Here is a 24,294-nt window from a genome sequence, read left to right as displayed (position 1 = left end):
TGATAAAGAAAAGGGTTGTTTATGTTGAACTGGAAAAGAAACGAAAAATTTATGTTTGCAGGAACTTTAATTGCAATTTTTTTGATTTTAATATTTAGCGTAATATTTATTAAAGGAGCGAGCCATACTCCCGGTAAGGATGATGTTGCTGTTTTTGGGAAATTTGCAATCAGCAGACCGCCGGTCAACTATAATCTATATAATAAAGACAATTCCAAGACGGTTTTAGAAAACGTTACGGGTTACTATGAATCATCTGACTCTCAAGTTTATGTGCAAAATAATTCTGATTTTGTTGTGATTAATAAAGGAACATCATATGAGAAAAAATCGCTGAAAAGAGCTTCGGAAAATGATAGGAAAATGTTAAGCAGAATAAAAAAATTTGAGAAAGACTAAAGAATTTATTAATCAGGAAAAAACATAAAATGTTAAAATTCCTTACAGTTATGAAATAATCATTTTATTTAGACGTATTGAAATTTTTTCTTAGAGGAGAAAGTTTATGGATTTACTTAATTGGACTTACATTATATCTACAATTATAGGAGCCGCTGGGTTCATAAGTTTATTGTGGTTCTCTTATCTTAATAACAAAAGTGAAAAATAAAGCAATGCATTAAAGGATGAAAAATCCGCATTAAGCAAGTTCTTTATGTTTCTTCACCATCGCTCTGAAGGACTTAATTTAAACCATCTAACTCCTTGTTTAATTCTTTTCCTTTTTAAGGGGAAATCATCACCTCATCAATCCATTTTTGCATCTCTTCGTTTATTTCAGTTGTTACCTTGCAGTTTTCTCTTTTTTTAAGCTTACGTTCTGGCATATAATCCTCCTTTCTATTGAGATGCAGACATTTGAGTTCAATAAAGAAATATCGGCCACGTTATCAAGACCCCCTCACCATTAACTATGAGGGGGGCTTCTTATTAATTTGGAAAATGCGTTGACTAACAATCCATATTCAAATAGATCAATTGCTTTTAGATTCACCTTTCTTTTTGCTCCTGACAATCTTTTTGTCGACTAAATCACTTTGTTTAAGTTGAATTGGTTGTTAGAACATCATGTGATGCACCTCCTTTAAAAAGCATACACACATATGAGAGGGCTGAAATTTACCCGTATGAATTGGGATATGGCTGCCCAAACGGCTTTTCGCATGGAGCCAACATGCGGCAACTGGTCAACAGTCTTAGAAACTTCATCATAACAGGGAAATCCGGCGAGCATTGGGAATATAAAGAAATATAGGCTTACAGCTATGAAGGATGTATGAATATCTGTCAGACGGCGAAGGAAAGGCAATCTCCATGGGTCGTGACGGTTCGGATGCGGGTGAATGGAACTTCCCATTCATCCGCTGTTATGTCAGAGGGACGAAAAGACATGTTTTGAGGAGGAAGCGGAATGATTAAATTTACACGGCCATCGCCTATGAAGAAAACATGCACGATGCACCCGGAAAAGAAATCTGTCAGATCAGTTTCGTTTACTGATTTTAACGGCAATTCTGTAACAGTAACACTTTGTGAAAAGTGTCTGGCTGATTTAAAAAAGAAAGCCGCGGCTGAATACAGGAGCGTGATCGAGGAGCGGGCCAAACAGAATCGTTTCAAGATTGGTGATCATGTGTATTTAAAGCATTTGGGAGTAGTCGGCGAGGTGAAAAACATGGAAGGCGTTCAAGCGGCAAACAGGACAGACACAGACGGAATCCGGATGGCCACCCCTAAGGAAATCGCAGAATACAAAAAGCAGGAGAAGCAATAACAAGGAAATTCTATCAGCGGTATTACTTACGGGAGCGGCGGCTGTTGCGCCGTCTGCTTCCGCAGCTTGATCCGGCTGGCAAAATCAATCCGAATACAGCGGCCTACAAGAAGCGCAGCAGGGCAGCTATAAAACGGCAACACCTCTGAAATTATTCAACGTGAAAACAATCCGGAATAAGATCGGAAAGGGAACCTATGCCATCCAGCTGGACTCCGGCAAGGGGAACTACATCGGAACATTTGAATAAGTCAATTGTCAAATCAAATAAGGGGGATTCGATGGCGCTGAGAATAGTTTTTCTGCTGATGGGGTTAGGATTCTGGTTTTATTTCCATTAGAGAGCGGCGCATTTTATCGGGCTCAGTAAATGAGTGCGGGCCTTGACCGCCTTCGTCGAGGCAGTAAACATTTCTGCTCGATTGATGGACTCTGGCTGTTTACCGTCAGCGGGTGTTTTTCAGCTGATTTCCTAGCTGTCACAGAAAACGTCTCACAGGAAATATATTGACTTTCATCCTGTTCGTAATGTTAATTAGAAGATGTATACAAAACCATTATATTGAGGAGGTCTGGATGTGAAAAATAAAGCGAGAATACAAGTTGGAATATGCATTGGGCTTTTATGTTTAAGCTTTACCGGTTTCAGCCCTTTATTCGGCTCAACGCATGCTGAAGCAAAATCCATAGAAGACACAAAAATGACAAGCTGTACAACGAACAAAAAATTTGTTCAGCTTGAGAAAAAATTTGATGCCAGGCTCGGGGTTTATGCGATTGATACGGGGTCAAACAAGACAATCACCTACCGGCCGAATGAACGGTTTGCTTACGCATCAACCTATAAAGTTCTGGCCGCGGCTGCTGTTCTGAAGACAAGCTCAACTGAAAAACTTAATGACATCATCCGCTACACCAAAGATGATCTTGTTACATATTCTCCAATCACAGAAAAACATCTGGATACAGGCATGAGCCTGAAAGAAATCTCCGAAGCCGCTGTCCGTTACAGCGATAATACCGCCGGGAACCTATTGCTCCAGCAGCTTGGCGGTCCTAAAGGTTTCGAAAAATCACTGAAACAGATCGGGGATCATGTAACGAAAGCTGATCGATTCGAGACGGATTTAAACTCGGCGATTCCCGGGGATCGTCGTGACACAAGCACCGCAAAAGCACTGGCAACTGACCTTAAGACTTTCGCTTTGGGTAATACTCTCACGGCTGACAAGCGCACGATTTTAACAGATTGGATGCGGGGCAACGCTACCGGCGACGAACTGATTCGGGCAGGCGCTCCTGCAGGATGGGAAGTCGGCGATAAATCCGGAGCCGGAAGCTACGGCACACGAAACGACATTGCGATCGTTTGGCCGCCTGACAGAGCTCCAATTGTTTTGGCAATCCTGTCAAAACGGTTTACGGAAGATGCCAATTATCATAATGCTCTTATCTCGGAGGCTGCAAAAGCCGCCCTTGATGGCCTTAAATAAACATTGCCGTTCATTTTTATGGCCGGTTTTTTATATGTTGAGAACGCGGTGTTTTTTCCGATAAATGTGATAATGTAAAGCCATAAAATGATGGGAAGAGGGGAATTGCGATGCATTACATAACTGCATGCTTAAAAATCATCAGCGACAGAGACCTTAATGAAATAATGAAGGAATTCAAAAAACTTGAGGAAGAAACGAACAAAGAAGAAGGCTGTATTCAGTTCCATGCTCATCCGCTTGAACCATCAGAACGCAAAATCATGCTTTGGGAGATTTGGGAAAACGAAGAAGCTGTTAAAGTCCATTTCACGAAAAAACACACAAAAGACGTTCAAAAACAAAAATTAACGGAAGTAGAATGGTTAATGAAAAGCAATGTGAGTGAGTAAAAGGCTTTGTCTGTTGTTGGCGGCTCTTCCAGCAACAATCATCAGTTTCATTCACTAAAACCCTTGCACAGCAAGGGTTTTTTACTTTAAAAAGTTCTTTATACTGCAGTCTTTTTATGGGTAAGGAACAGACTTGGAATGAAGATGGCCGCAAGGATGATGACGGATACTAAAAATCCGGCATGGTAGCCTTTTAAACTGTTCGAAATCGTCGGCTGCAATCCTTGTATGACAGTTGCGGTAACGGTTGCGATCACAGCTGACCCAAAGCTGGAACCGAGGTTTTCAATCATATGAATACCGACACCCGCTTCCGGAAGCTGTTTGCTGTCAAGACCTGTATAAGCGTCACTCATCAATGGGAGCATAATTCCTCCAAAACTGGTGCCGCGGATAAACAATATGACGGAAATCCAAATCATACTTGTGCTATCGGTGATAAAAATAAGCGGGACTGATCCGATCAGCGACAGAACAAGACTGATCATAACCACGTATTTCGCACCTATCTTATCAATCATTTTTCCGATCAGCGGACGAGTCACGAGCATTCCGACTCCTTGAGGGATTAAAGCGAGTGCTGCTTCGACTGCCGTGAAATGACGGAAGTTTTGAAAAAACAGCGGAAGTATTAACATCGGCCCCATGATGGCAACATTCGCTAAGAACAACCCGATCGCTGATGCTAAGAAGCTCTTGTGAGCAAACAAATTCATCGGCAGCACGGTTTGATTTTTTCTGATCAGATTATATACGAGGTAAATCGCTGCTGAAACAAGACCGATGACCACCCAAAAGATCGTGTCGCTATTGTTAAATGATGCATGATCCGCCGCTTTCGTAATACCGTACATCAATGCCGCGCCGCGCTCATTAATGACAAATTGATAATCCCCAAAATATCGAGTTTCCGATCTTTGTTGAATGGTTCAAAGTCCGGAATGGTTTTCATCATAAGCGGTGCAGCAATCAAAACGATGAACACGTTGATGTAAAAAATCCAATGCCATGAAGCACCTTGGACGATGAAGCCTCCGATGACAGGTCCTAAGATCGGGCCGAAGATCATAGGGGTGCTGACGATTGCCATCACTTTTCCCAGGTTTTCCTGACCTGCCGTTTTAACCAAGAGTGTTGACATAAGCGGAGTGATAATACCGGCGCTGAATCCTTGAAGCAAACGGAAGAAGATGAAGCTGGAAACGTCACGGCTCATTCCCGCAAAAACAGAAATGACACCAAAGGCGATGACTGAGCCGATGAAGATTTTCTTGCCGTTATATTTGTTCATAAGCCAGCCGGATACGGGTACTGCAATCGCAAGGGCTAACATAAAGCCTGTAACGGACCACTGAATGGTATCCAATGTCGTGTTGAAGTCTTCAGTCAGTTTGCCGATGGCGATGTTTACCATCGTAGAGTCAAGCATAGGAGCGATTGCTCCCAGTGCAATAGCCCAGGCGGCTGTGAGAACTTCTTTTGGCAGACGAAGTTCCTTGCTTTTATGTGTTGACATATTATTCTCCTCTCAAAATTGCTATCTTTGTTTCCTTGTCAACAAAATAATAGAATGTTTTTGTTTCTTTGTCAACAATAAGAGGGATATAAAAAGGCAGCCCGTTTTCATGGAGCAGGGCTGCCGGTGGCTATATTCATATTTATTCCGATTTCATGTCTGCACCAAGTTTCTTTATTTCTGAATCCAAATGCCTGCTGTATGTTTCCACGAAGTTCAGCATCGTGTCAAATTGTTCATCAGTTACTTGTTCAAACACGATTTTATCCCGTTCTTGAAACTCTTTGTGCAATTCCTCGTGAATTTTATAAATGACTTTTCCTTGCTCGGTAAGCCTGAAATAGATTTCTTTCTTGTTAAGCGGCTTCTGATAGCTTTCGATAAGGCCTTTATTGATAAGCTTCTTCGTTAATTTACTGATGGCGCCTCTTGTCATATAAAGGGACTCCGCGAGTTTAGTCACATTGGCGTCTTCAATTTTTTCGATGAATTCGATGCAATGCACTTCAGAAGGTTTATGCCCCTTAAGGCTTTCTTCCATCTTCAGCCTATTCAGCCACACCATCTTGTTAAAAAAGTCCCTGAAATTCGTAAGGAGCTGTTCTTTTTTGTCCATGGCCCGTCCTCCTGCTCGGTGGTGCTTACACAATATTATAAAATTTTTGTTTCTATTTCAACAATCGTAAAGTTCTTATTAGAACTGAGAGTTAACCGAAACGTGGTTTTTCGGGTGTTTTTCTTTCCGGATTCGTTACTTGCTCTTTTTCATAACATCTTATAAAAAAGCAGGCTGCACAATGAGCCTGCTTAGAATCGAATCAATCATTTTCCTGTTGCGGCGTCATAAAAAGCGTCGATTGCGGTTGTATATTTCAAGACGTTTTTAGACACTTTTGCGGTTGCGCCTAATGGATACGCGTCTGACAGAACGCTGGAGTGAGCTTCGGGCTCCCAGTAAAATACGCCGGTTCCTTTACCGTTCGGAACCGCTTTTACCAGTTTTATGGTGTCTTTTATGGTCCAGTAGGAATCTTTCGGATTATTTTCATCTCCGCCCAGTTCAACCACCATGACTTCCTTGTTGTAGCGGGAGGCGATGTCATTTAAATTAGAGGTTAATTGGCCGGTGAGCTCCCAATACGGCTTACCCTCCCAATAGGGGTAGAACGAAACGCCGATGATGTCGGTTTTGCCGCCATTTTTAAAGAATTGATCAAACCACCATCTGAATAGGCTGTTGTCCGTGCCGTGTGCCAAATGGCTGATTACCTTGGTGGCCGGGCTGACGGATTTCACGGCGTCATAGCCTTTGTTCAATAAGGCGGTCAATTTGCTGAAATCATTCGTGCTGCCGTCGGGCAGTATAATTCCTGAATTCATTTCGTTTCCTACTTGCACCCAATCAGGGGAGATGCCGTGATTTTTAAGTTCTTTCATGACGTCGTACGTATGGTTATACACCGCTGCCTGCAGCTGGCTGTTTGAATAGCCGGTCCATTGGTTCGGCTTAATCTGATGGCCGGGATCAGCGAATACATCACTGTAATGGAAGTCAACCATGACCTTCATTCCTAACGCTTTTGCCCTTTTGGCCGCAGCAAGTACGCCCGCTTTGTCACTATAGCCGAGCATGGTCCATGTTGTGCCGTCTTTCAGCCAATAATAGCTGCTTGGCGGATTCACAAACACTCTCAGTCTCACGGCATTTATTCCGTGATCTTTAAGAATCTGCAAGGCATCTTTCTGTTTCCCGCCGTCATCCAGCCAGCGCACACCTTCATCCTCCATTTGTTTCAGCCAACCTATATCAGCGCCATAGGCAAACGGGGCATCCGCTTTTGCTTTAGGAGACTTCTCAAAGAATGTAAAAGCGGTGAAAATGAGGGAAAGACAGATGACGTTTACAAATACACGTTTTTTGAACATCACAATACCTCCTGATAAAAAAGATTGTTGGTTGAGTTCACTCTGAATGTTTCAGCTGCCATTCTCTAGCACCTTCGTGAAACGCTGAAACGCCTGAATGCCTTCGGCTGTCATTTTAAAAACGCCTGCATCGGTCAGCGTACGTAAAAATACATTCGCGGTTTCTCTTTGTAAAACAGCGGCTGCATTTTCCGGTATCACGTCTTTATCCGCTTTGATGTTTTCGGCCCACGGAAGATGAATGTCTTTGATGTCATGAGGTTCATTCAGCAAATACTTTTTTACTTCTGCCAGCTCATCTTTCAGGCGGGGAGGCAAAACGGCAAGCCCCATGACTTCAATCAGACCGATGTTTTCTTTTTTGATGTGATGAACGTCTTGATGCGGGTGAAAAATGCCATCCGGATATTCTTCGGAGGTGCGGTTGTTTCTGAGGGCGAGATCGATTTCAAAATCCGTTCCCCTGCGTCTGGCAATTGGAGTGACGGTATTATGGGATTCATTCGTCTTTGCAATGACGCCGACGGTTTCGTCTGTATATTCCCGCCACTTTTCAAAAACATATGCAGCCGTCTCAGTCAGCAAATCCGGATCTTTTGCCCGAAGGCGGATTACTGATACCGGCCACTTCACGACAAAAGCCTGAACGTCTGGAAAATGACGCATCTGAAAAGGATAAAGGGAGTCCGCTTTTGCCATCGGAAATTCATGGGCGCCGCCTTGATAATGATCGTGTGAAAGAATAGATCCCCCTACAATCGGCAAGTCTGCGTTTGATCCCGCGAAATAATGCGGGAAGATTTCCGTAATGGCCAGAAGCCTTCTGAAGCTGCCTCGGCTGATGTTCATCGGCTTGTGCACGCTTGAAAGGAAAATGGCGTGCTCGCTGTAATACGCATAAGGTGAGTATTGAAAACCCCATTGTTCTCCCGCTAAGTCAAGCCTAATGATGCGGTGGTTTGAACGGGCTGGGTGATGTAAAGTCCCGGCATATCCCTCGTTTTCCATACAGAGCAGACATTTCGGATAACGGTTTTCCGGACTGTTTTTAACCGCGGCGATGTCTTTAGGGTCTTTTTCCGGCTTTGATAAATTAATTGTGATCTCCAATTCGCCAAAAGGTGTTGGTGAGCGGTACACGATATTTTTTCGGATGGCCCGCGCCTTTATATAATCGTTGTTTTGGCTCAGACGGTAAAAATAATCTGTTGCTTTTTTCGGGCAATCTGATAACAATCCGCTGAATGTGGCATTGATCAGAGAAGGGGCCGGTGTGATTACATCCATGATCCTGCTTTCCAGCATGTCTTTTTCAGCCGGTGTATCGTTGATGATTGACCGTTTTACCGCGTCTTTCACCATTTCGTCCAAATAGAGAAGCCTGTTTTGTTTCTTGATATGCTTCGGTTCTGCATAATCCGTCAGTCCGAGCAGATCGAGAAGTCTGTTTCTTGTGTAAATCACATCTGTTTCATTTATGTCGCCTAAGACAGTGCTTTCTTTCAGAAACCCTGCCACTGATTCAAAAACTTCAATGACCGCCGCCTCCATTTCATTTGTCCTTGTATCCGTTTGGATGATGCTGATGCCAATTCCATGCTGATGCAACGATTTCCGTTATGTCCGTTTGTTTCGGATTCCAGCCGAGAATGTTCCGTGCTTTATCGCTTGATGCGATGAGCGTGCCCGGATCACCGGGTCTTCTTTCGGCCGCTCTTATTTTTATGCCTCTCCCGGTTGCTTGCCGGGCTGCATTGACCATTTCTAATACGGAAAATCCGCTGCTTGAGCCTAAATTGAAAATGCCGCTGTCTCCGCCGTTCTGCAAATATTCCAGAGCGAGAATATGGGCATCGATTAAATCAGAAACATGAACATAATCGCGGATGCACGTGCCGTCTTTAGTATCATAGTCAGTGCCGAATATCAAAACCTCGTCCCGCTGACCGAGCGCGGTTTGTAAAAGGATAGGGATAAGGTGGGTTTCCGGATGATGATCTTCTCCGATGGAACCGTCCGTTTTCGCGCCGGCCACGTTAAAATATCGAAGGGAGACATATTTTATGCCACAGGCGGCATCGCACCACTTCAGCATTTTTTCTGCCATGAGTTTTGATTCGCCGTATGCGCTTTCCGGCTTTTCCGGCATGTCTTCTGTGATGGGCACTTTTTCAGGTTCGCCGTATACAGCGGCAGATGAAGAAAATACAATGTGTTTCACCCCGAATTCCTGCATGACCTCCAGTGTAATTTGTGTGCCGTACACATTATGATTGAAGTATAAAAGCGGGTCTTTCATTGATTCGCCGACAAGGGATTGAGCGGCAAAATGGAGAACGCCTGTTATGTTCTCCTTCGCAAAAACAGAGCGAAGAAACGGTTTGTCACGGATATCTCCATGGTAAAAAACTGCCTTTTCATGAACAGCTTTCCGGTGGCCGGTCTGCAGGTTATCCGCCGTTATCGTTTCATATCCTTTGGCCGCTAATTGATCAACCGCATGAGAACCGATATAGCCGGCTCCGCCGAGAACGAGAATAGCCATCGCTTATTTCTCCCTCCATTCAGCAGCGCCATCGCTTATATCCGCGATGTAGAAAGAAGCTTCAAGTCCCGTCCTGCTGCGGTATTGAGATGAAACGGCCCGGATAAAGCCGGCGGTTTCTCCGCTTTCCACAATGGCTATGGCGCAGCCCCCGAACCCCGCGCCCGTCATCCGCGCCCCGAGCGCACCTTCCTTCCAGGCTGCTTCAGCGAGCGCGTCTAATTCGGCACCGGTCACTTCATAATCATCGCGTAACGAACGGTGGGACGCATTCATCAGCTCCCCGAACGTTTTCAAATCATTCAATTTGAGAGCTTCCGCGGCTGAGAGGGTCCGCTCGTTTTCATTGATTCCGTGCCGGGCTCTTTTGCGCAATGTTTCACGGGAGAGAAGGTGTTCGAGTTTGTTGAATTCTTCTGCCGTTAATTCCGCAAGTGATGCGATATTCCGATATTGCCGAAGTTCTGAAAGAGCCTCATCACATTCACTGCGGCGTTCATTATATTTTGAAGCTGCCAGCTCCCGGCGCTTGTTCGTATTCATGATGACGATTTTATATCCGTTAAAAGCAGCCGGAATCATTTCGTGCTCAAGCTTATCGCAGTTTAAAAGAATGGCCATGTTCTTTTTGCCTTTTTGCACTGCGAATTGATCCATAATGCCTGAATTCACGCCGATAAATTCATTTTCGACTCTTTTTCCGATAAGCGCCAGTTCAGTATCGGAAACATCCAGGCTGAATAACTCTCTTAAAATGGCACCGGTTAACATTTCAATAGAAGCGGAGGAACTTAATCCGGCGCCGTTTGGAATCGTACCGTGAAAAAGAATATCCATTCCGCTGTCTATTTGGCCGCCGGCTTGGAGAAGGTAACGGATCATTCCCTTCGGATAATTGGTCCAGCCGTCTTCTTTTTTGTATGCTGTATCGTGGAGATCAAGGCAGACAATGCCGCTGTCCGGAAAGTTTTCTGAGAATAACCGAACCTGATGATCTCCGCGTTTTGCGCAGACGGCATATGTTCCGATCGTAATCGCGCAGGGAAGAACGTGGCCGCCTATATAATCCGTATGTTCCCCGATCAGGTTGATCCGGCCGGGTGCGAAAAACAGTTCCCCGTTACTTCTCTGGAAAACGTCTTTAAATCTTGATTTCAAATGTTTGGCATCCATGATAACCCTCCGATTTTATTTTGAGGTATGTTCCAGTATGAACTGAATGGCTTTTTGCGAATTTCTGGTGAGGCTGATATATTCCGCTCCTTTTGTTGCGATGAGTTTCACATGCAGGCGGTCCGCATCTTCTTTAATGTCATCGTAATAAGAGCCGACTTGCGGAGCCAAAATGATCATATCGAAGTCTTTCATGATGTCGTAATGGGATCCGTAGGCGCCTGCTGAGGCGGTGATCGGCACGTTATATTCCTCGGCTCCTTCTGTCAGTGCGTTGGCAAGCATGGCGCTCGTTCCCGCTCCGGCGCACAGCACTAACACATTGGTGCCGTGTTCCAAGGCAGATGAGGATTCCTGAAGATTTGTGCTGATGACGGAGGCCGCGTCTTCTGAGGCGCCGGCCATTGCGGGCTGTATCTCCCGGGATGTTTGCGGCGCGGTTTCAGATTCGGTGTGTTGGGCTTCTTTCACCGCTAATACATTGTCGTAAGCTTTACAGAATGGCAGGTATATCAGGAAATCGACAATGATTAACACAGCTGTGAGAACAAAAGCCGAAAGCCCCATCCCGGTCCCCAGAATCAGGCCGACGGGAGCGGGGGCAGCCCACGGAAGAACATACATAAAACTGTTCATTCCGATGACGTCAACGAAAAATTTAAACAGACAGACATTCACCATCGGCGTTACAACAAACGGAATGAAAAAATATGGATTTAAAATGATCGGCGCAGCAAAGAGAAGAGGTTCGTTTACTGCGAAAGACACCGGAACCGCGGATGCTTTTCCGACTGCTTTCAATTGCTTGGATTTCGCGAAAAGAAGAAAGATAAACGGAACAACAAGGGTTGCGCCGGTTCCTCCCATAGTGCCGACGAAGTTCCCGAGCCCGACGGTCAGCACGTTGGACGCCTGCTCACCGGCATTATGAAGCTGCAGGTTCGCCTCCACATTTGCGTAAATAATAGCCGCGATGGCCGGCTCCACAATAGAAGGCCCGTGAACGCCGACAAACCAGAACAGCGCCATCATTCCCCAAATGACAGAAATCCCAAGATAACCGTCTGCAGCGGTAAAAAACGGCGATAAGAGAGAGGAGAGAGCCTCCGCGAACGATACGTTCAGCGTATTCCTGATCAATAAATCAATGATCACCATGGCCAAAACGGAAAAGGCGAACGGAAAAACATCTTTAAATGTTTGTGAAATGGTTCCCGGAACTTCTTTCGGCATTTTAATCGTAATATTTTTCAGAACGCAGAATCTGTATACGTTCACTGTTATGAAAGCGGATACAAAAGCGGCTAAAAGTCCTTTTGTGCCGAGATATTCCGTCGAGAACCCGCCGTCGATTTGAGTGACGCTTAAAATGAGAAATCCGACGACTGAAGCAAGCATCGCTGAAACGGGATTGATCCCTTTGTTTTTCGGCATTTTCCGGTTCATTGATTCACTCAGGCATTTCGCAGTTGTTGCCGCGACAATCAGGCCGAGGGCGCCCATTGAATAGTTATAAACTTTCCAAAGCCATTCAGAAACACTTTTAGGCCAAGTGAAACCCAATACTTCCGGCACAGCCGCGGTGAGGATGAAAATGCTGGCGAATAAAATAACAGGCATGGCCGTTAAGAAGCCGTCGCGGATCGCGCCTAAATAAATGTTTCTTGAGATTTTTTCAAAAAACGGTTTTCCCTTTTCGATTTGCTTGATGATACCGTTCATTTTTCCACTCCTTATCGGCGGCTTCGGTAGAGTTCTATAAAATCCTGAATAAGATCACGGAGCAGAAGGGTTGTCATTAAATGGTCCTGACCGTGAACGAAAATAAACCCTAATTCCATGTCCTTGCCGTCAGCTTCTTCAGCTAACATTTTCGTTTGCGCATTGTGGGCGAGGGTTAGATTTTCATCTGCACTTTTTAATGCTGCTTCCGTGTTTTCGAAGTTTCCGGCACGGACTTCTTTCAGGACTGTCAATAAAGTGCTTCTGGCGTCGCCGGCATAGGCGACGATTTCAAAACCGAGCATCTGCAATTCTTCCTTTGTCATGAAAAACCCCTCCTAAAGACGGCATACATGATGAAAAGAGATTCTTTTCACCATGTATGATCGTTAAATGATTGTTTTTGTTTCACTTACAAGTTTGTACCAGTAGGCCGATTCTTTCGGATACCGTTTTTGGGTGTCGAAGTCGACGTAAAAAAGACCGTAACGTTTGTTGTAGCCGTTGGTCCATGAAAATAAATCCATTAAGGACCATAAGAAATATCCCTTTACGTTGACCCCGTCGCTAATCGCTTTACTGACGGCTTCTAAATATACTTTTAAATAGTCGATTCTTGCCTTATCCATAATGATGCCGTCTTCAAACTCATCTTTATAGCCCATGCCGTTTTCGGTAATGTACATTTTGTTATATTGCGGATAGTCCCGTTTGATGCGCATCAGCATGTCATACATGCCTTCAGGATAAATCAGCCAGTCCCAATCGGTCCGTTTCAGGCCTTCTTTGTAAATTCTTTCGCCGATCCCTTTTACTTTATAGACCGAAGTGCCTTTATCGCCCGTTCCGTTATGGTGAATAGCGGTCTCTCCGTCGTACGCTTTGACGAAATGGCATTGGTAATGATTGATGCCGAGATAATCATTGCGTGTTGACGCTTTTTTCATCACGTCAAAATCGCTGTCTGAAAACTCGTATGAAGCGCCGTTTGCCTCACAGATTTCTTCCAGAGCACGCATGGTTTCCTCAGAATAATAGCCGAGGTAGGTGGCATCCAGGAGGAATCTCACTGATAACGCGTCATCGAGAAAGCAGGCATGGCGGTCTTCTTCCGAGTCACTGGCGGGGTATTTTGTTTCCAGTGAGTGGACGACACCGATTTCTCCCGGATAGCCGCCTTCTTTAAAGAGGTTGACGGTCATCGCATGCGCCACCATCATGTGATGGAGGCATTGAATGACTTTTGTGATATCACTTTTAACAGATGGCGGAAAAACGCCGAGTAAATACTGGTTGGTGGCTGTGGGATAGATTTCGTTAAACGTGCTCCAATATCGGATTTCGCTGAATTCTTTAAAGCAAAACTCCGCATACCTGACGAACGCACCTATTGCGTCGCGGTTGAGAAAATCTCCCTGATCAAATAATCTTTTCGGCGTATCGAAATGATGAAGCGTGACAAAAGGGGTGACGTTGCGTTTTTGGCACTCTGAGAAAATACGATGATAGTAATCAACGCCTTCCTGATTAATTTCGCCCGTGCCGTCAGGAAAAATTCTCGTCCATGCTATAGAAAGGCGGATGCCGTTTATTCCGAATTTCTCGCATAGTTTTATATCTTCCGGAAACTGCCGGTAAAAATCACTTGCCGGATCTGGGCTGAATCTTCCCTGTTTTTCAAGAAATTCATCCCAGGCTACAGGCCCTTTGCCGCCTTCTTTTGTGGCGCCTTCCGCTTGGTATGCCGCAGTCGCCCCGCCGAAAATAAAGTCATGAGGTAATTTGAGCATTACTGAATCCTCCTTCGCCAATGTGTGAATTGAAAGTTTGTTAATGTTTGTAAATGTTATCTTTTGTTTAATAGTAAACGCATACATTTTTGTTGTCAATAGCTTCATAAGGAAATAACAGCTGTGTTTACAAGGATGAAACAAGTTTTTCAATGTTTTATATGTTGATAATGTTGTTTGTTAATGTTTGTTTTTGTTGACCGGAGTGCAGCGGTGTGTTAGATTGTGTGTAAAGTTGAGGGGATGATTGAGCATGTTAAAAAAAGAGCGTCTTTTAAAAATCATCGATATCGTAAACTCGCGGGGGTTTATTACGGTGAGTGATATTATCGATGAATTGGAAGTTTCTGATATGACGGTGAGAAGAGATCTGGATGAGCTGGATAAGGCCGGAAAAATCGTGCGTATTCACGGAGGCGCACAGAGCATTTCTTATTCTATTGACCACGAATTATCGCATAATGAAAAACTGGATGTTCAAATGGAGGAGAAGGGGAAAATCGCGGAACTCGCGGCTTCATATGTAAATGACGGCGATACCGTTTTTTTAGGACCGGGCACGACAATTGAACTTTTAGCGAAACACCTGCTGCATAAGAGAATCCGGATTATCACCAACAACTACCCCGTGTTTGATATTTTAAAGCATGGCGACACTGCGGATACCATCCTGATTGGCGGCGATTTCCGAAAAAACACCGGTGCATTCGTCGGGCCTATTGTGAACGGCAACCTGCAGAAATTCAATTTTACGAAAGCCTTCATCAGCGCAAACGGCATACATAATGATGAGATTTCTTCTTACAGCATTGAAGAAGGAGAAGCCCATCAAATCGCGCTGAATAATTCGCGGACGAAATTTTTGCTGGCGGACAATAAAAAATTCAACCGGGAAGATTTTTACGTGTTCTACAACTTACACGATATGGATTATTTGATCACGGATGATAAAGTGATGAAAGATGTTCAGATTCATTATGAGCAATATGTGGATGTCAAAATCGCAAAAAAATAAAAAGGGGAGGCGGTTCGATGAAAGGGGTTATTTTTGATTTCAACGGCACGATGTTTCAAGATTCACATCTCCATGAAAAAGCGTGGTTTTACATGGTGAAAAAATACTCTCCGAAGGCGATTTCTGATGAAGATATTTTCGTTAACATTCACGGAAGAACAAACAGTGAAATCCTGACGCATTTTATTTCCGGCGATTTAACAAATGAAGAAATCGAGAAGATGTCTTTTGAAAAAGAAGCCTACTACAGAGAATTATGCCTTGAAAACAAAGCTGAGTTAAAGCTGACGAAGGGCCTGACCGGCGTCTTGAACCATCTGAAAAAGTCAGGAATGCCGATGACCATCGCCACGGCTACGGTAAAGGAAAATGTCGAGTTTTACTTTGACGTTTTTCATTTGGGGAAGTGGTTTGATTTTGACAAAGTCACGTTTGATGACGGCAGCTTCCCCGGAAAGCCGGCGCCGGATATTTTTATCATCGCATCGGAAAAATTAGGCCTTAAACCTGAAGAGTGCCTAGTCATTGAAGATGCCTTTTCCGGGCTCACAGCGGCGAAAAAAGCAGGTGCGGGCAAGATTATGGCCATTGACCCGTTCGGAAAAAACCGCGCGTTATTTGAAGAAAAACAGCTGGCGGATGACGGGATACTGACTGATTTCACCTCGTTTTTTGAGGTGATTGCCGGACATTCTGTTTGAGAGATGCAGTTGGATTGATGGTGACCTTTATGTAAGATCTTTTGATACATTATCAAAAAATTTGGTGTTGGAAAAACGCTCCCTATTAATATATGTGCAACAGAAACCGAAGTTTTTGATGGGGAGATTCTTTAGTATGCGGTCAAACTAAAGAAATGGTTCAAAGACATAACAGAAGGAGTTCTAAATGGATATAAATCTGCTTGGGATAGGTGGAATCGCAAAAAATTTTAAGAGCTTTGCAAAACACTTCAACAGCTGTTCTTCATAATAGGGTTTACAATGTTGAAGATAGAAAAAGTCCTATTTAGCAAGCCCTCTTTTTAAAAAGAGGGCTCAGGCTGTCGAGAAAATCTCGACAGCCTTTATTTTTCCTTAAAATATCCATTCTCCTGTATTAAAATAAAAGAAAGACTAAAAAGGACGGTGTCTTTCTCATGTTCCACACAAGAAACTCTTCTCAAAACACAGCCGAATTTGTTTTGCTTGACCAACTCGTCGAAGAAGATCATCTGCTTCGAAAAATTGATAAACACATAGACTTCTCTTTTATCATTGAAAAGGTTAAGCCTTACTACAGCGAAAACAAAGGCCGCCCTTCACTCGATCCGCTGATTTTATTCAAAATGATGTTTATCGGCTACCTCTACGGTATCCGTTCAGAAAGACAGCTCGAAAAAGAAATTTACTACAATATGGCATACAGATGGTTTCTCGGATTGAACATAAATGATCCAGTTCCGCATCACTCCACCATCAGCTGGAACAGACGCACACGCTTTAAAGATACAACCATCTTCCAAGACATCTTTGATGAGATCGTTCTTCAGGCCATCAATCATGACATGGTGGGCGGACGTGTCCTATTCACTGATTCAACTCATCTGAAAGCCAATGCCAACAAGCATAAATACACAAGAAAAACAATTGCGCAGGATACCCAAAACTATATCAAGGATTTAAATGAAGCCATACAAGAGGATCGGGAGGAACACGGAAAAAAGCCGTTAAAAGTCAAAGAGGAGGTGAAAGCTGAAAAAGAGATCCGCCACAGTACAACTGATCCGGAAAGTGGATATATGTATCGTGAAAATAAACCGGAGGGTTTCTTTTATTTAGATCACCGAACAACGGATATGAAACATAACATTATCACCGACGCCTATGTCACGCCCGGAAATGTCCATGATTCTGTACCTTATCTTGACCGATTGGATCACCAAATCGCACGATTTGATTTTGATGTAGAAGCCGTCGCTCTTGATTCTGGTTATTTAACGACCCCGATCTGTAAAGGATTAGCTGACCGCCATATTTTTGGCGTTATTGCCTATAGACGATATCACCCTGCCAGAGGCTTGTTTCCAAAATGGAAATTTCATTATGACAGTGAACAAGATAGATACATTTGTCCAAATCACCAAACACTTACATACTCAACAACTGACCGAAAAGGCTACCGGTCATATAAATCAAATCCTGAAATCTGTTCCGCATGCCCATTGCTTGCACAATGCACAAAATCAAAGAACCGCCAAAAGGTCATCACCCGGCATGTATGGGAGGACCATAAAGAAAGGGTCAGACAAAATCGCTTGTCTGTTTCAGGAAAAAACCTCTACAAAAAAAGAAAAGAAAAAATAGAGCGAAGCTTTGCAGATTCAAAACAGCTGCATGGGCTTCGCTATTGCAGGTTGAGGGGAAAGCGGAATGTGAGCGAGCAAGTCCTCCTCACAGCCGCATGCCAGAATATGAAGAAGATTGCCACATACCTAGCCAAACAAGGCTAGGCATGTGGGAGCTCTTTTTCTGCATCTGAAACCTGATGAATATCTAAAGAAACTGTATAAAACAAAAAAGCTTGTAGAAAAAACATCGTTTTCTCTACAAGCTGAGCCCTCTTTTTAAAAAGAGGGCTTTTTTTTATGAGGTGCTCATCCTTTTTCAGTTGCGCTTTTGTTTTTATAATGATTTTCTCATCGGAGGCGGCATTTTTTGGATCAGAAAGGTGTTCGCCTCATTCTTCCATGACGCTTATTTCCCCCGTACCGAAAAAAAGTGAAACACGTTCCCCTCGCTTTTCATAGGTTCTGATAAGTCCTTCCTGATTTTTAAGTTTCCAGCCTTTTTCGGCTATTTCCAATTGGTATAAACCGCTCGGACCTTCTTCTTCTTTAGCGAAACGGTATGTATAGTTTGAAACGTATTTTCCTTTTTCATATTCCTTTGTTTTGCTGTGCATAGCGAATAATGGCACCGGGAAATCCGGGTGAGAAACGGATGCTTTATATCCTCCCAAAATAAATAAGCTAAATAACAATAATATAAAAAACCACAGAATATATTTCATAAAACCTCCTTATGTCAATTAGTCGGTGCATTTTTAAAAAAGATACACCGCATGATTGGGTTGTAAAAGCGGGTAAGAAGATAAGGAAAGGAGAGAGACGGATGGAACTTGATTTTGTGATTCGTCTGGCGGTTGCGGGGCTGCTTGGGGCCCTGATTGGATTGGAGAGAGAATTCAGGGCGAAGGAAGCCGGTTTGAGGACGCATTTTCTAGTGGCCGTCGGCAGCGCCTTGATGATGATTGTTTCCAAATATGGTTTTTTTGATTTGTTATCCAACAGCCATACGTCTTTTGACCCGAGCCGGGTGGCGGCACAGGTCGTCAGCGGCGTCGGATTTTTAGGGGCCGGCACGATTATTTTGCAGCGGCATGTCGTGCGGGGGCTTACGACAGCCGCGGGGATTTGGGCCACGTCCGGGATCGGGCTGACGATCGGGGCGGGGATGTATGTCATCGGGATCAGCGGCACGATATTGGCGTTAATCGGGCTTGAACTTTTAAATTTTCTGTTTAAACCGGCGGCGCATTCTCTGTCTGTCAGTTTCCAGATTGAGGAGAAAGCCGTTATGCATGAAATTTTAACTTCGCTTGAAGCAAAGGGAATTCTCATCACGTCCTATGAATTGAATAAGGCGGTGCTTGAAGTGAAGGGAAGGGTGAAAAGCAAAAGCGGCAAAGCCGCGGTGATGGAGAAAGTTCAATCCCTCCCGTATATCCTGTCCGTTAAAGTTGAATAGCAAAAAGGGGAAGCTCCCCTTTTTACGGTCATTTCTTTTCAATTATTAATACCAAGGATAGAACGGGATATACGGCACCCGTTCATGGCTCTCGGCTGTGTATTCATGATAAAAAGAATCGTACATTATTTCGTTTACCATATTCCTGCATGCCCGGTATGATGTGCGTACTCCGGGCAGAAAAAAGATGCCGGTTATCATCCGGCATCTTTTTTTTACACTTTCACATCAATGGAATGGCCGGCAGTCGGGTGCTGGGCCGGCAGCATTTTTACGGTTTCTTCCGCAGCGGCCTGGGCATTCTGCATGACCGTTTTTGTTAACGCGATATTTACATTCTGCGCCAGAGTTGCCTGGTGCATAGCGATTGATAACGCAGGGATATCCATAGCTTCCACCTCCTTATCCCTTCATATCGGCGGCGTGCTCCGATTATGAAGAGAGCCGGCGTTTTCTTTTGACGGCCCATTCTAAAAGCGCGGCCGCGCATACTCCGAGGGTATAGGCGAAAATGTCGCTCCAGACAAATTGCCAGCCGAGGATCAGCCCGCCGAGCGTGCTGCTTCTGATCGCGTCAATCCACGGCGCATGATACAGCTGGCTGCATTCAATCAGACAGCAAAACGAGAGGCTCAGGATAGCGGCTGTTTCCGTCCGGATGTTTCGAAATAAAAAACCGAATCCGGTAAAAATCATTGCCGCCCACAGGGCATCTCCTAAATAAGCGTTTATCATGCCGGGCAATAGGTTGGTAATGCAGGCGGTTCTGGATAGTAAACCGAGGGCGATGATAAAAACGGTCAATGCCCCGTATGTCAATCGATGTCTATTCACTTCACACTGTTCCCCTTTTTTGTACTCCCATGTATTGTAAGGAATGACGGAGAAGCTGTCTATGAAAAAAACGGCCCGGGAGGCCGCTTTTTCGGATTATCTTTCTTTTAGGTTGACATGGTCTGCTGTTTGATCACTGCCGATTTGTTTGCTTAAAACGTCAGGTGTGACGCTGCCGAGATTTAAACGCCGCTCCACCCCTGTCCCGAAATAGCGGATTTCTGAGATTTTGCCGTTTTATGATAGGAAAATCCATAACCGGGCTTTCACATGTTCCAGCTGTATAAATCAAATGGATTGCGGCTGTCCGCTTTCTGTTCCGGCTAGCCGATTTTATCGTAAACGTCCTGTCTTGTGCTTTGGTTGATTTTCAGGCCTTTCACGTGTTGCGGCATTTCCCCTTGAAACGCCGATTGATAAAGGCTGTTCACCAGTTCTTGTGCACGTTGATTTTCCGTTTTTGAAGCGGATTCGGCATGAACAGACTGTGTATCCGAAACTGCTTCTGCGCTGAATGCGCCGCCTGTGAGCATCACGGCCGACAATCCCGTGGCGAGTGTTTTTTTCTTCAGCATATGTGAATGCCTCCTTTTTACCGCTCATACCCGTATGTTTCCTGAGATAAACGAGATGTTTTAGTGAAAGGCCGGTTGGGAATCATAGAGGATGTATAGAGGGGTACAGAAAGGGGAAAAGAAAATGGCTGATACAAAGAAGGTTACAATCAATGGGGTTGAAATGGAAGCCGCAGACGGACAAACCGTTTTGCAGCTTTTGAACAATAGTTCAATTGACGTGCCGCACGTGTGTTATCATCCGAGTCTCGGCCCGATTGAAACGTGCGATACTTGTATCGTCAGTGTTAACGGGGAACTCGTCCGTTCGTGTTCCGCGCAAATAAAGGACGGAGATGTCATTGATACGCTTTCGTCCGATGTGAAAAAAGCGCAGATTATCGGCATGGACAACATTCTGCACAACCATGAATTATACTGCACGGTTTGTGATTACAACAATGGGAGCTGCGAAGTACATAATACCGTAAAGGAAATGAAAATCAATCATCAAAGCATTCCGTTCGATCAAAAACCGTATCCTAAAGATGAATCAAATCCGTTTTATCGGTATGATCCCGATCAGTGCATCTTATGCGGACGCTGCGTCGAAGCCTGTCAGGACGTACAGGTAACCGAGACTTTAAGCATCGATTGGGAGCGCAAACGCCCGCGGGTCATTTGGGATCAGGATGTACCGATCAATGAATCATCATGTGTTTCCTGCGGACATTGTTCAACCGTATGTCCGTGCAATGCCATGATGGAAAAAGGCATGGAAGGCGAAGCGGGCTATTTAACAGGCATCAATGAAGAGACGCTTCGGCCGATGATTGACATCACAAAAGGCGTCGAAACCGGCTACGGCTCGATCTTAGCCATATCAGACATGGAATCGGCCATGCGAGATGAAAGAATCAAAAAGACGAAAACCGTATGCACATACTGCGGTGTCGGCTGCAGTTTTGATATATGGACGAAAGGAAGAGACATTTTAAAGGTAGAACCTCAGGCCGAGGCGCCCGCAAACGGAATTTCGACGTGTGTAAAAGGGAAATTCGGCTGGGATTTCGTCAATAGTGAAAAGCGCCTTACCAAACCGCTTATACGGGAAGGGGATTCGTTTCGGGAGGCGGAATGGGATGAAGCGCTGCAGCTGATCGCCGATAAATTTACCGATATAAAAGAACATTTCGGCCCGGACGCGCTTGCTTTTATCACATCTTCCAAATGCACGAATGAAGAATCATACGTGATGCAGAAGCTTGCCAGAGCCGTCATCGGCACAAATAATGTCGACAACTGTTCACGCTACTGCCAGTCTCCGGCTACGGCCGGTTTGTTCAGAACGGTCGGATACGGCGGCGATACAGGATCGATTACAGATATAGAGAAAGCTGAGCTCGTACTGATTATCGGCTCAAATACGTCTGAGTCTCACCCCGTTCTGTCTACACGTATTAAACGTTCCCATAAGCTGCACGGACAGAAGCTCGTCGTGGCGGACTTGAGAAAACATGAAATGGCCGAGCGCTCCGACGTGTTTTTCCAGCCGCGTGCCGGATCGGATATTGTCTGGCTGAACGCCGTATCGAAGTATCTGCTTGATCACGATTTGGCGGATACCGCATTTCTGAATGAAAGAGTGAACGGATTAGATGAATTCGTGAAAAGCCTTGAACCTTACACGATGGAATATGCTGAAAAACATACCGGTGTGGACAAGGAGACCTTAATTAAGGTAGCACGGATGATCCATGAAGCCGGCAGTGTGTGCGCGCTGTGGGCGATGGGGGTTACCCAGCATATCGGAGGAAGTGATACGAGCACGGCCATTTCCAACCTGCTGCTTGTGACCGGAAATTACGGCAAGCCCGGGGCAGGCTCATATCCGCTTCGGGGCCATAATAACGTGCAAGGTGCCAGTGATTTCGGCAGCATGCCTGACAGCTTCCCCGGTTATGAAAAAGTAACGGATGAAAAAGCCCGCAAAAAGTATGAACAGGGCTGGGGAGCAGACCTGCCGAAAGAAATCGGAATGACAAATCATGAAATGATCGAAGGCATCCACTCGGGAAAACTGAAGTCCATGTACTTAAAAGGAGAAGAAATGGGGCTTGTAGACTCCAACATCAACCATGTTCATGCCGCCTTTGAAAAGCTTGATTTCTTCGTTGTACAGGATATTTTTCTCTCGCGGACGGCCGAGTTCGCCGATGTGGTGCTCCCGGCAAGCCCGAGCCTTGAAAAAGAAGGCACGTTTACGAATACGGAACGGAGGGTGCAGCGCCTTTACCAAGTGTTTGAACCGCTGGGCGATTCAAAGCCTGACTGGCAGATTATTACGGACATCGCCAACCGGCTGGGCGCTGATTGGCGCTATGAACATCCGGCAGACATTATGGAAGAAGCGGCGATGCTTTCACCGCTCTACGCAGGCGTCACTTACGAACGTCTCGAAGGCTACAATTCACTGCAATGGCCCGTTGCGGCGGACGGAACCGATTCACCGCTTTTATTTACGGAGAAGTTCCCGTTTTCAGACGGCAAAGCGGTTCTTTATCCCGTTCAGTGGACCGAGCCGAAAGAATTTGATGAAGAGTATGATCTCCATGTGAATAACGGGCGGCTGCTTGAGCATTTTCACGAAGGAAACCTGACTTACCGGTCAAAAGGAATTTCCGAAAAAACACCGAGTGTGTTTCTGGAGGTCTCACCCGAACTCGCTGAAGAAAGAGGGCTTGAAGACGGGACGCTTGTCCGCCTGACATCACCGTATGGAAATGTGAAAGTCAAATGCGTCATTACAGACCGGGTAAAAGGCAAACAGGTTTATCTGCCGATGAACGATTCAAAAGATGCCGCCATTAACCTTTTAACAAGCAGCTATGCGGATAAGGATACGGATACACCAGCCTATAAAGAAACCTCAGCGAAGATGGAGATTTTAAAAAAAGAAGGCATTAATCCGCTTCCGAAAATCAATTTCCGTTACGGAAACCCGCAGCCGCAGATCGGTGTCCAGGTTGAGCGGAAATGGGCGCGAAAAGATTATGTATTTCCGGGAGACGCGGTAAAAAGGGGGAAACAGCAAAATGGCTAAAGCAACCCGCACCATCCGAAAACAGACCGTCACGGAAGAAGACAAACGAAGAAAGGATTTAGAAGAGATTGAGACGGCTCTTCTGCAAAATAAAGACGCGATTTTGGAGTCTTTGCACATTCTTCAGCACATGAATGAGCGCGGCGTTTTGGCGCTTCTGCGCGGGCTTTTCGGCCAGGGCGACAAAGTGATGGATATCCTCGTGAAGAAGGCGAATACGCCGGAAACGGCCAATATGCTGAAAAATCTCCTGCTGTTAACCGGCGTCCTCGGCATGCTTGATGTAAAACAGCTTGAGCCGTTTATCGTCAAAATCAACGCGGGCGTCACAAAGGCTGTTGAGGAGAAAGACAGCGGCAAAAAGACGGGTTATTTTGATATCGTCCGCGCTTTAAAAGACCCGGAAATCAACAAGGCCGTCACGCTGTTGTTTTCTTTCCTGAAAGGCATGGGTGCTGATACAAGCGATATGGAGAGAAATACACGGCCCCCTGAAGACCAAAAGCACCATCAGGAACCGCAGCCGAATGAGTGAACATCAATCCCCCGAGCCTCTCTTGCGGCTCGGGTTTTTTGTGCGTTCACGCTGCTTTCTTGGGAAAAATTTCACCTCCGGATTCATGACTTTTGTTGTGTTATGTTAATAGTTAAGGTTATGAATAGAAAAAA

Annotated in this window: 19 protein-coding genes and 6 pseudogenes; 12 read left to right on the top strand and 13 right to left on the bottom strand. The window is 44.9% G+C overall.

Annotation, left to right across the window (positions count from 1 at the left end; translation table 11 throughout):
• The first annotated feature begins 21 nt into the window (after window positions 1-21).
• From ACXN9U_RS08600 to ACXN9U_RS08575, 6 genes and pseudogenes are all read left to right on the top strand, one after another.
• The gene (locus ACXN9U_RS08600; RefSeq protein ID WP_489202432.1) at window positions 22-399 is read left to right on the top strand and encodes a hypothetical protein; all 378 of its coding nucleotides are present in this window, start codon (window positions 22-24) and stop codon (window positions 397-399) included.
• A 694-nt stretch (window positions 400-1,093) separates the two neighbouring features.
• Window positions 1,094-1,252, top strand: a pseudogene (locus tag ACXN9U_RS08595) (hypothetical protein); the annotation flags it as partial.
• Window positions 1,253-1,411: 159 nt separating this feature from the next.
• A complete protein-coding gene (locus ACXN9U_RS08590; protein ID WP_489202431.1) occupies window positions 1,412-1,774 on the top strand; it encodes a hypothetical protein in 363 nt (120 codons plus the stop codon).
• 7 nt (window positions 1,775-1,781) lie between these two features.
• Window positions 1,782-2,024, top strand: a pseudogene (locus tag ACXN9U_RS08585) (hypothetical protein).
• Between the two features lie 322 nt (window positions 2,025-2,346).
• Window positions 2,347-3,267, top strand: a complete 921-nt coding sequence (gene bla / locus ACXN9U_RS08580) for a class A beta-lactamase (RefSeq protein ID WP_489202487.1) — start codon at window positions 2,347-2,349, stop codon at window positions 3,265-3,267.
• A gap of 87 nt (window positions 3,268-3,354) precedes the next feature.
• Window positions 3,355-3,659, top strand: a pseudogene (locus ACXN9U_RS08575) (putative quinol monooxygenase).
• A gap of 98 nt (window positions 3,660-3,757) precedes the next feature.
• Here the strand turns inward: ACXN9U_RS08575 and ACXN9U_RS08570 are convergent.
• The 9 genes and pseudogenes from ACXN9U_RS08570 to lacG all read right to left on the bottom strand — a co-directional run bounded on the left by ACXN9U_RS08570 (window position 3,758) and on the right by lacG (window position 14,331).
• Window positions 3,758-5,175 (bottom strand): annotated as a pseudogene (locus ACXN9U_RS08570) (MDR family MFS transporter).
• A gap of 142 nt (window positions 5,176-5,317) precedes the next feature.
• The gene (locus ACXN9U_RS08565) at window positions 5,318-5,791 is read right to left on the bottom strand and encodes a MarR family transcriptional regulator (RefSeq protein WP_082997858.1); all 474 of its coding nucleotides are present in this window, start codon (window positions 5,789-5,791) and stop codon (window positions 5,318-5,320) included.
• Between the two features lie 206 nt (window positions 5,792-5,997).
• On the bottom strand, window positions 5,998-7,101 hold the full coding sequence (locus ACXN9U_RS08560) for a glycoside hydrolase family 53 protein (protein WP_489202430.1): 1,104 nt from the start codon (window positions 7,099-7,101) through the stop codon (window positions 5,998-6,000).
• Between the two features lie 51 nt (window positions 7,102-7,152).
• A complete protein-coding gene (galT, locus tag ACXN9U_RS08555) occupies window positions 7,153-8,652 on the bottom strand; it encodes a UDP-glucose--hexose-1-phosphate uridylyltransferase (protein ID WP_489202486.1) in 1,500 nt (499 codons plus the stop codon).
• 1 nt (window position 8,653) lies between these two features.
• Window positions 8,654-9,646: a UDP-glucose 4-epimerase GalE gene (galE, locus tag ACXN9U_RS08550; protein ID WP_489202429.1), complete on the bottom strand. Its 993-nt coding sequence runs from the start codon at window positions 9,644-9,646 to the stop codon at window positions 8,654-8,656.
• A gap of 3 nt (window positions 9,647-9,649) precedes the next feature.
• Window positions 9,650-10,819, bottom strand: coding sequence for a galactokinase (locus ACXN9U_RS08545; protein WP_489202428.1), 1,170 nt, complete (start codon window positions 10,817-10,819; stop codon window positions 9,650-9,652).
• A 15-nt stretch (window positions 10,820-10,834) separates the two neighbouring features.
• Window positions 10,835-12,541, bottom strand: coding sequence for a PTS lactose transporter subunit IIBC (locus tag ACXN9U_RS08540; RefSeq protein ID WP_489202427.1), 1,707 nt, complete (start codon window positions 12,539-12,541; stop codon window positions 10,835-10,837).
• Between the two features lie 11 nt (window positions 12,542-12,552).
• Window positions 12,553-12,867, bottom strand: coding sequence for a PTS sugar transporter subunit IIA (locus ACXN9U_RS08535; RefSeq protein ID WP_438421662.1), 315 nt, complete (start codon window positions 12,865-12,867; stop codon window positions 12,553-12,555).
• A 63-nt stretch (window positions 12,868-12,930) separates the two neighbouring features.
• The gene (gene lacG, locus ACXN9U_RS08530; RefSeq protein ID WP_489202426.1) at window positions 12,931-14,331 is read right to left on the bottom strand and encodes a 6-phospho-beta-galactosidase; all 1,401 of its coding nucleotides are present in this window, start codon (window positions 14,329-14,331) and stop codon (window positions 12,931-12,933) included.
• A gap of 253 nt (window positions 14,332-14,584) precedes the next feature.
• Here lacG and ACXN9U_RS08525 point away from each other — a divergent pair, with 253 nt between their 5' ends.
• The 3 genes from ACXN9U_RS08525 to ACXN9U_RS08515 all read left to right on the top strand — a co-directional run bounded on the left by ACXN9U_RS08525 (window position 14,585) and on the right by ACXN9U_RS08515 (window position 17,837).
• Window positions 14,585-15,346: a DeoR/GlpR family DNA-binding transcription regulator gene (locus tag ACXN9U_RS08525; RefSeq protein ID WP_045925377.1), complete on the top strand. Its 762-nt coding sequence runs from the start codon at window positions 14,585-14,587 to the stop codon at window positions 15,344-15,346.
• A gap of 17 nt (window positions 15,347-15,363) precedes the next feature.
• The gene (locus ACXN9U_RS08520; RefSeq protein ID WP_489202425.1) at window positions 15,364-16,047 is read left to right on the top strand and encodes an HAD family hydrolase; all 684 of its coding nucleotides are present in this window, start codon (window positions 15,364-15,366) and stop codon (window positions 16,045-16,047) included.
• Window positions 16,048-16,484: 437 nt separating this feature from the next.
• Complete coding sequence (locus ACXN9U_RS08515) at window positions 16,485-17,837, top strand: IS1182 family transposase (protein WP_060963187.1); 1,353 nt, start codon at window positions 16,485-16,487, stop codon at window positions 17,835-17,837.
• 227 nt (window positions 17,838-18,064) lie between these two features.
• Here ACXN9U_RS08515 and ACXN9U_RS08510 read toward each other — a convergent pair whose 3' ends face one another.
• The gene (locus tag ACXN9U_RS08510; protein ID WP_489202424.1) at window positions 18,065-18,397 is read right to left on the bottom strand and encodes a hypothetical protein; all 333 of its coding nucleotides are present in this window, start codon (window positions 18,395-18,397) and stop codon (window positions 18,065-18,067) included.
• A gap of 101 nt (window positions 18,398-18,498) precedes the next feature.
• Here ACXN9U_RS08510 and ACXN9U_RS08505 point away from each other — a divergent pair.
• Window positions 18,499-18,895 (top strand): annotated as a pseudogene (locus tag ACXN9U_RS08505) (MgtC/SapB family protein); the annotation flags it as partial.
• A gap of 454 nt (window positions 18,896-19,349) precedes the next feature.
• Here ACXN9U_RS08505 and ACXN9U_RS08500 read toward each other — a convergent pair.
• The 3 genes and pseudogenes from ACXN9U_RS08500 to ACXN9U_RS08490 all read right to left on the bottom strand — a co-directional run bounded on the left by ACXN9U_RS08500 (window position 19,350) and on the right by ACXN9U_RS08490 (window position 20,543).
• Entirely contained in the window at window positions 19,350-19,523 is a 174-nt protein-coding gene (locus tag ACXN9U_RS08500; protein WP_489202423.1) for a YjfB family protein, read from the bottom strand.
• Between the two features lie 43 nt (window positions 19,524-19,566).
• Complete coding sequence (locus tag ACXN9U_RS08495) at window positions 19,567-19,968, bottom strand: ribosomal maturation YjgA family protein (RefSeq protein WP_326350945.1); 402 nt, start codon at window positions 19,966-19,968, stop codon at window positions 19,567-19,569.
• 96 nt (window positions 19,969-20,064) lie between these two features.
• Window positions 20,065-20,543, bottom strand: a pseudogene (locus ACXN9U_RS08490) (DUF4309 domain-containing protein).
• A gap of 124 nt (window positions 20,544-20,667) precedes the next feature.
• Here ACXN9U_RS08490 and fdhF point away from each other — a divergent pair.
• Together fdhF and ACXN9U_RS08480 are read left to right on the top strand one after the other, a co-directional pair.
• Window positions 20,668-23,625, top strand: coding sequence for a formate dehydrogenase subunit alpha (gene fdhF / locus ACXN9U_RS08485; protein WP_489202422.1), 2,958 nt, complete (start codon window positions 20,668-20,670; stop codon window positions 23,623-23,625).
• Window positions 23,618-24,160, top strand: a complete 543-nt coding sequence (locus ACXN9U_RS08480; RefSeq protein WP_489202421.1) for a helical membrane plugin domain-containing protein — start codon at window positions 23,618-23,620, stop codon at window positions 24,158-24,160. The genes fdhF and ACXN9U_RS08480 overlap by 8 nt, the downstream gene beginning before the upstream one ends.
• Window positions 24,161-24,294: the final 134 nt, after the last annotated feature.

The sequence above is a fragment of the Bacillus sp. BACIII genome, from assembly GCF_057836745.1.
The sequence above is the reverse complement of the archived record's forward strand: the minus strand, read 5'-3'. Positions and strand labels throughout refer to the sequence as shown.

Coding starts and splice junctions, on each gene's coding strand:
- fdhF (WP_489202422.1), top strand. CDS start 20,668: ATGGCTGATACAAAGAAGGTTACAATCAATGGGGTTGAAATGGAAGCC.
- ACXN9U_RS08520 (WP_489202425.1), top strand. CDS start 15,364: ATGAAAGGGGTTATTTTTGATTTCAACGGCACGATGTTTCAAGATTCA.
- ACXN9U_RS08535 (WP_438421662.1), bottom strand. CDS start 12,867: ATGACAAAGGAAGAATTGCAGATGCTCGGTTTTGAAATCGTCGCCTAT.
- galE (WP_489202429.1), bottom strand. CDS start 9,646: ATGGCTATTCTCGTTCTCGGCGGAGCCGGCTATATCGGTTCTCATGCG.
- ACXN9U_RS08525 (WP_045925377.1), top strand. CDS start 14,585: ATGTTAAAAAAAGAGCGTCTTTTAAAAATCATCGATATCGTAAACTCG.
- ACXN9U_RS08545 (WP_489202428.1), bottom strand. CDS start 10,819: ATGGATGCCAAACATTTGAAATCAAGATTTAAAGACGTTTTCCAGAGA.
- lacG (WP_489202426.1), bottom strand. CDS start 14,331: ATGCTCAAATTACCTCATGACTTTATTTTCGGCGGGGCGACTGCGGCA.
- ACXN9U_RS08510 (WP_489202424.1), bottom strand. CDS start 18,397: ATGAAATATATTCTGTGGTTTTTTATATTATTGTTATTTAGCTTATTT.
- ACXN9U_RS08480 (WP_489202421.1), top strand. CDS start 23,618: ATGGCTAAAGCAACCCGCACCATCCGAAAACAGACCGTCACGGAAGAA.
- ACXN9U_RS08515 (WP_060963187.1), top strand. CDS start 16,485: ATGTTCCACACAAGAAACTCTTCTCAAAACACAGCCGAATTTGTTTTG.
- ACXN9U_RS08565 (WP_082997858.1), bottom strand. CDS start 5,791: ATGGACAAAAAAGAACAGCTCCTTACGAATTTCAGGGACTTTTTTAAC.
- ACXN9U_RS08500 (WP_489202423.1), bottom strand. CDS start 19,523: ATGGATATCCCTGCGTTATCAATCGCTATGCACCAGGCAACTCTGGCG.
- ACXN9U_RS08600 (WP_489202432.1), top strand. CDS start 22: ATGTTGAACTGGAAAAGAAACGAAAAATTTATGTTTGCAGGAACTTTA.
- galT (WP_489202486.1), bottom strand. CDS start 8,652: ATGGAGGCGGCGGTCATTGAAGTTTTTGAATCAGTGGCAGGGTTTCTG.
- ACXN9U_RS08590 (WP_489202431.1), top strand. CDS start 1,412: ATGATTAAATTTACACGGCCATCGCCTATGAAGAAAACATGCACGATG.
- ACXN9U_RS08560 (WP_489202430.1), bottom strand. CDS start 7,101: ATGTTCAAAAAACGTGTATTTGTAAACGTCATCTGTCTTTCCCTCATT.
- ACXN9U_RS08540 (WP_489202427.1), bottom strand. CDS start 12,541: ATGAACGGTATCATCAAGCAAATCGAAAAGGGAAAACCGTTTTTTGAA.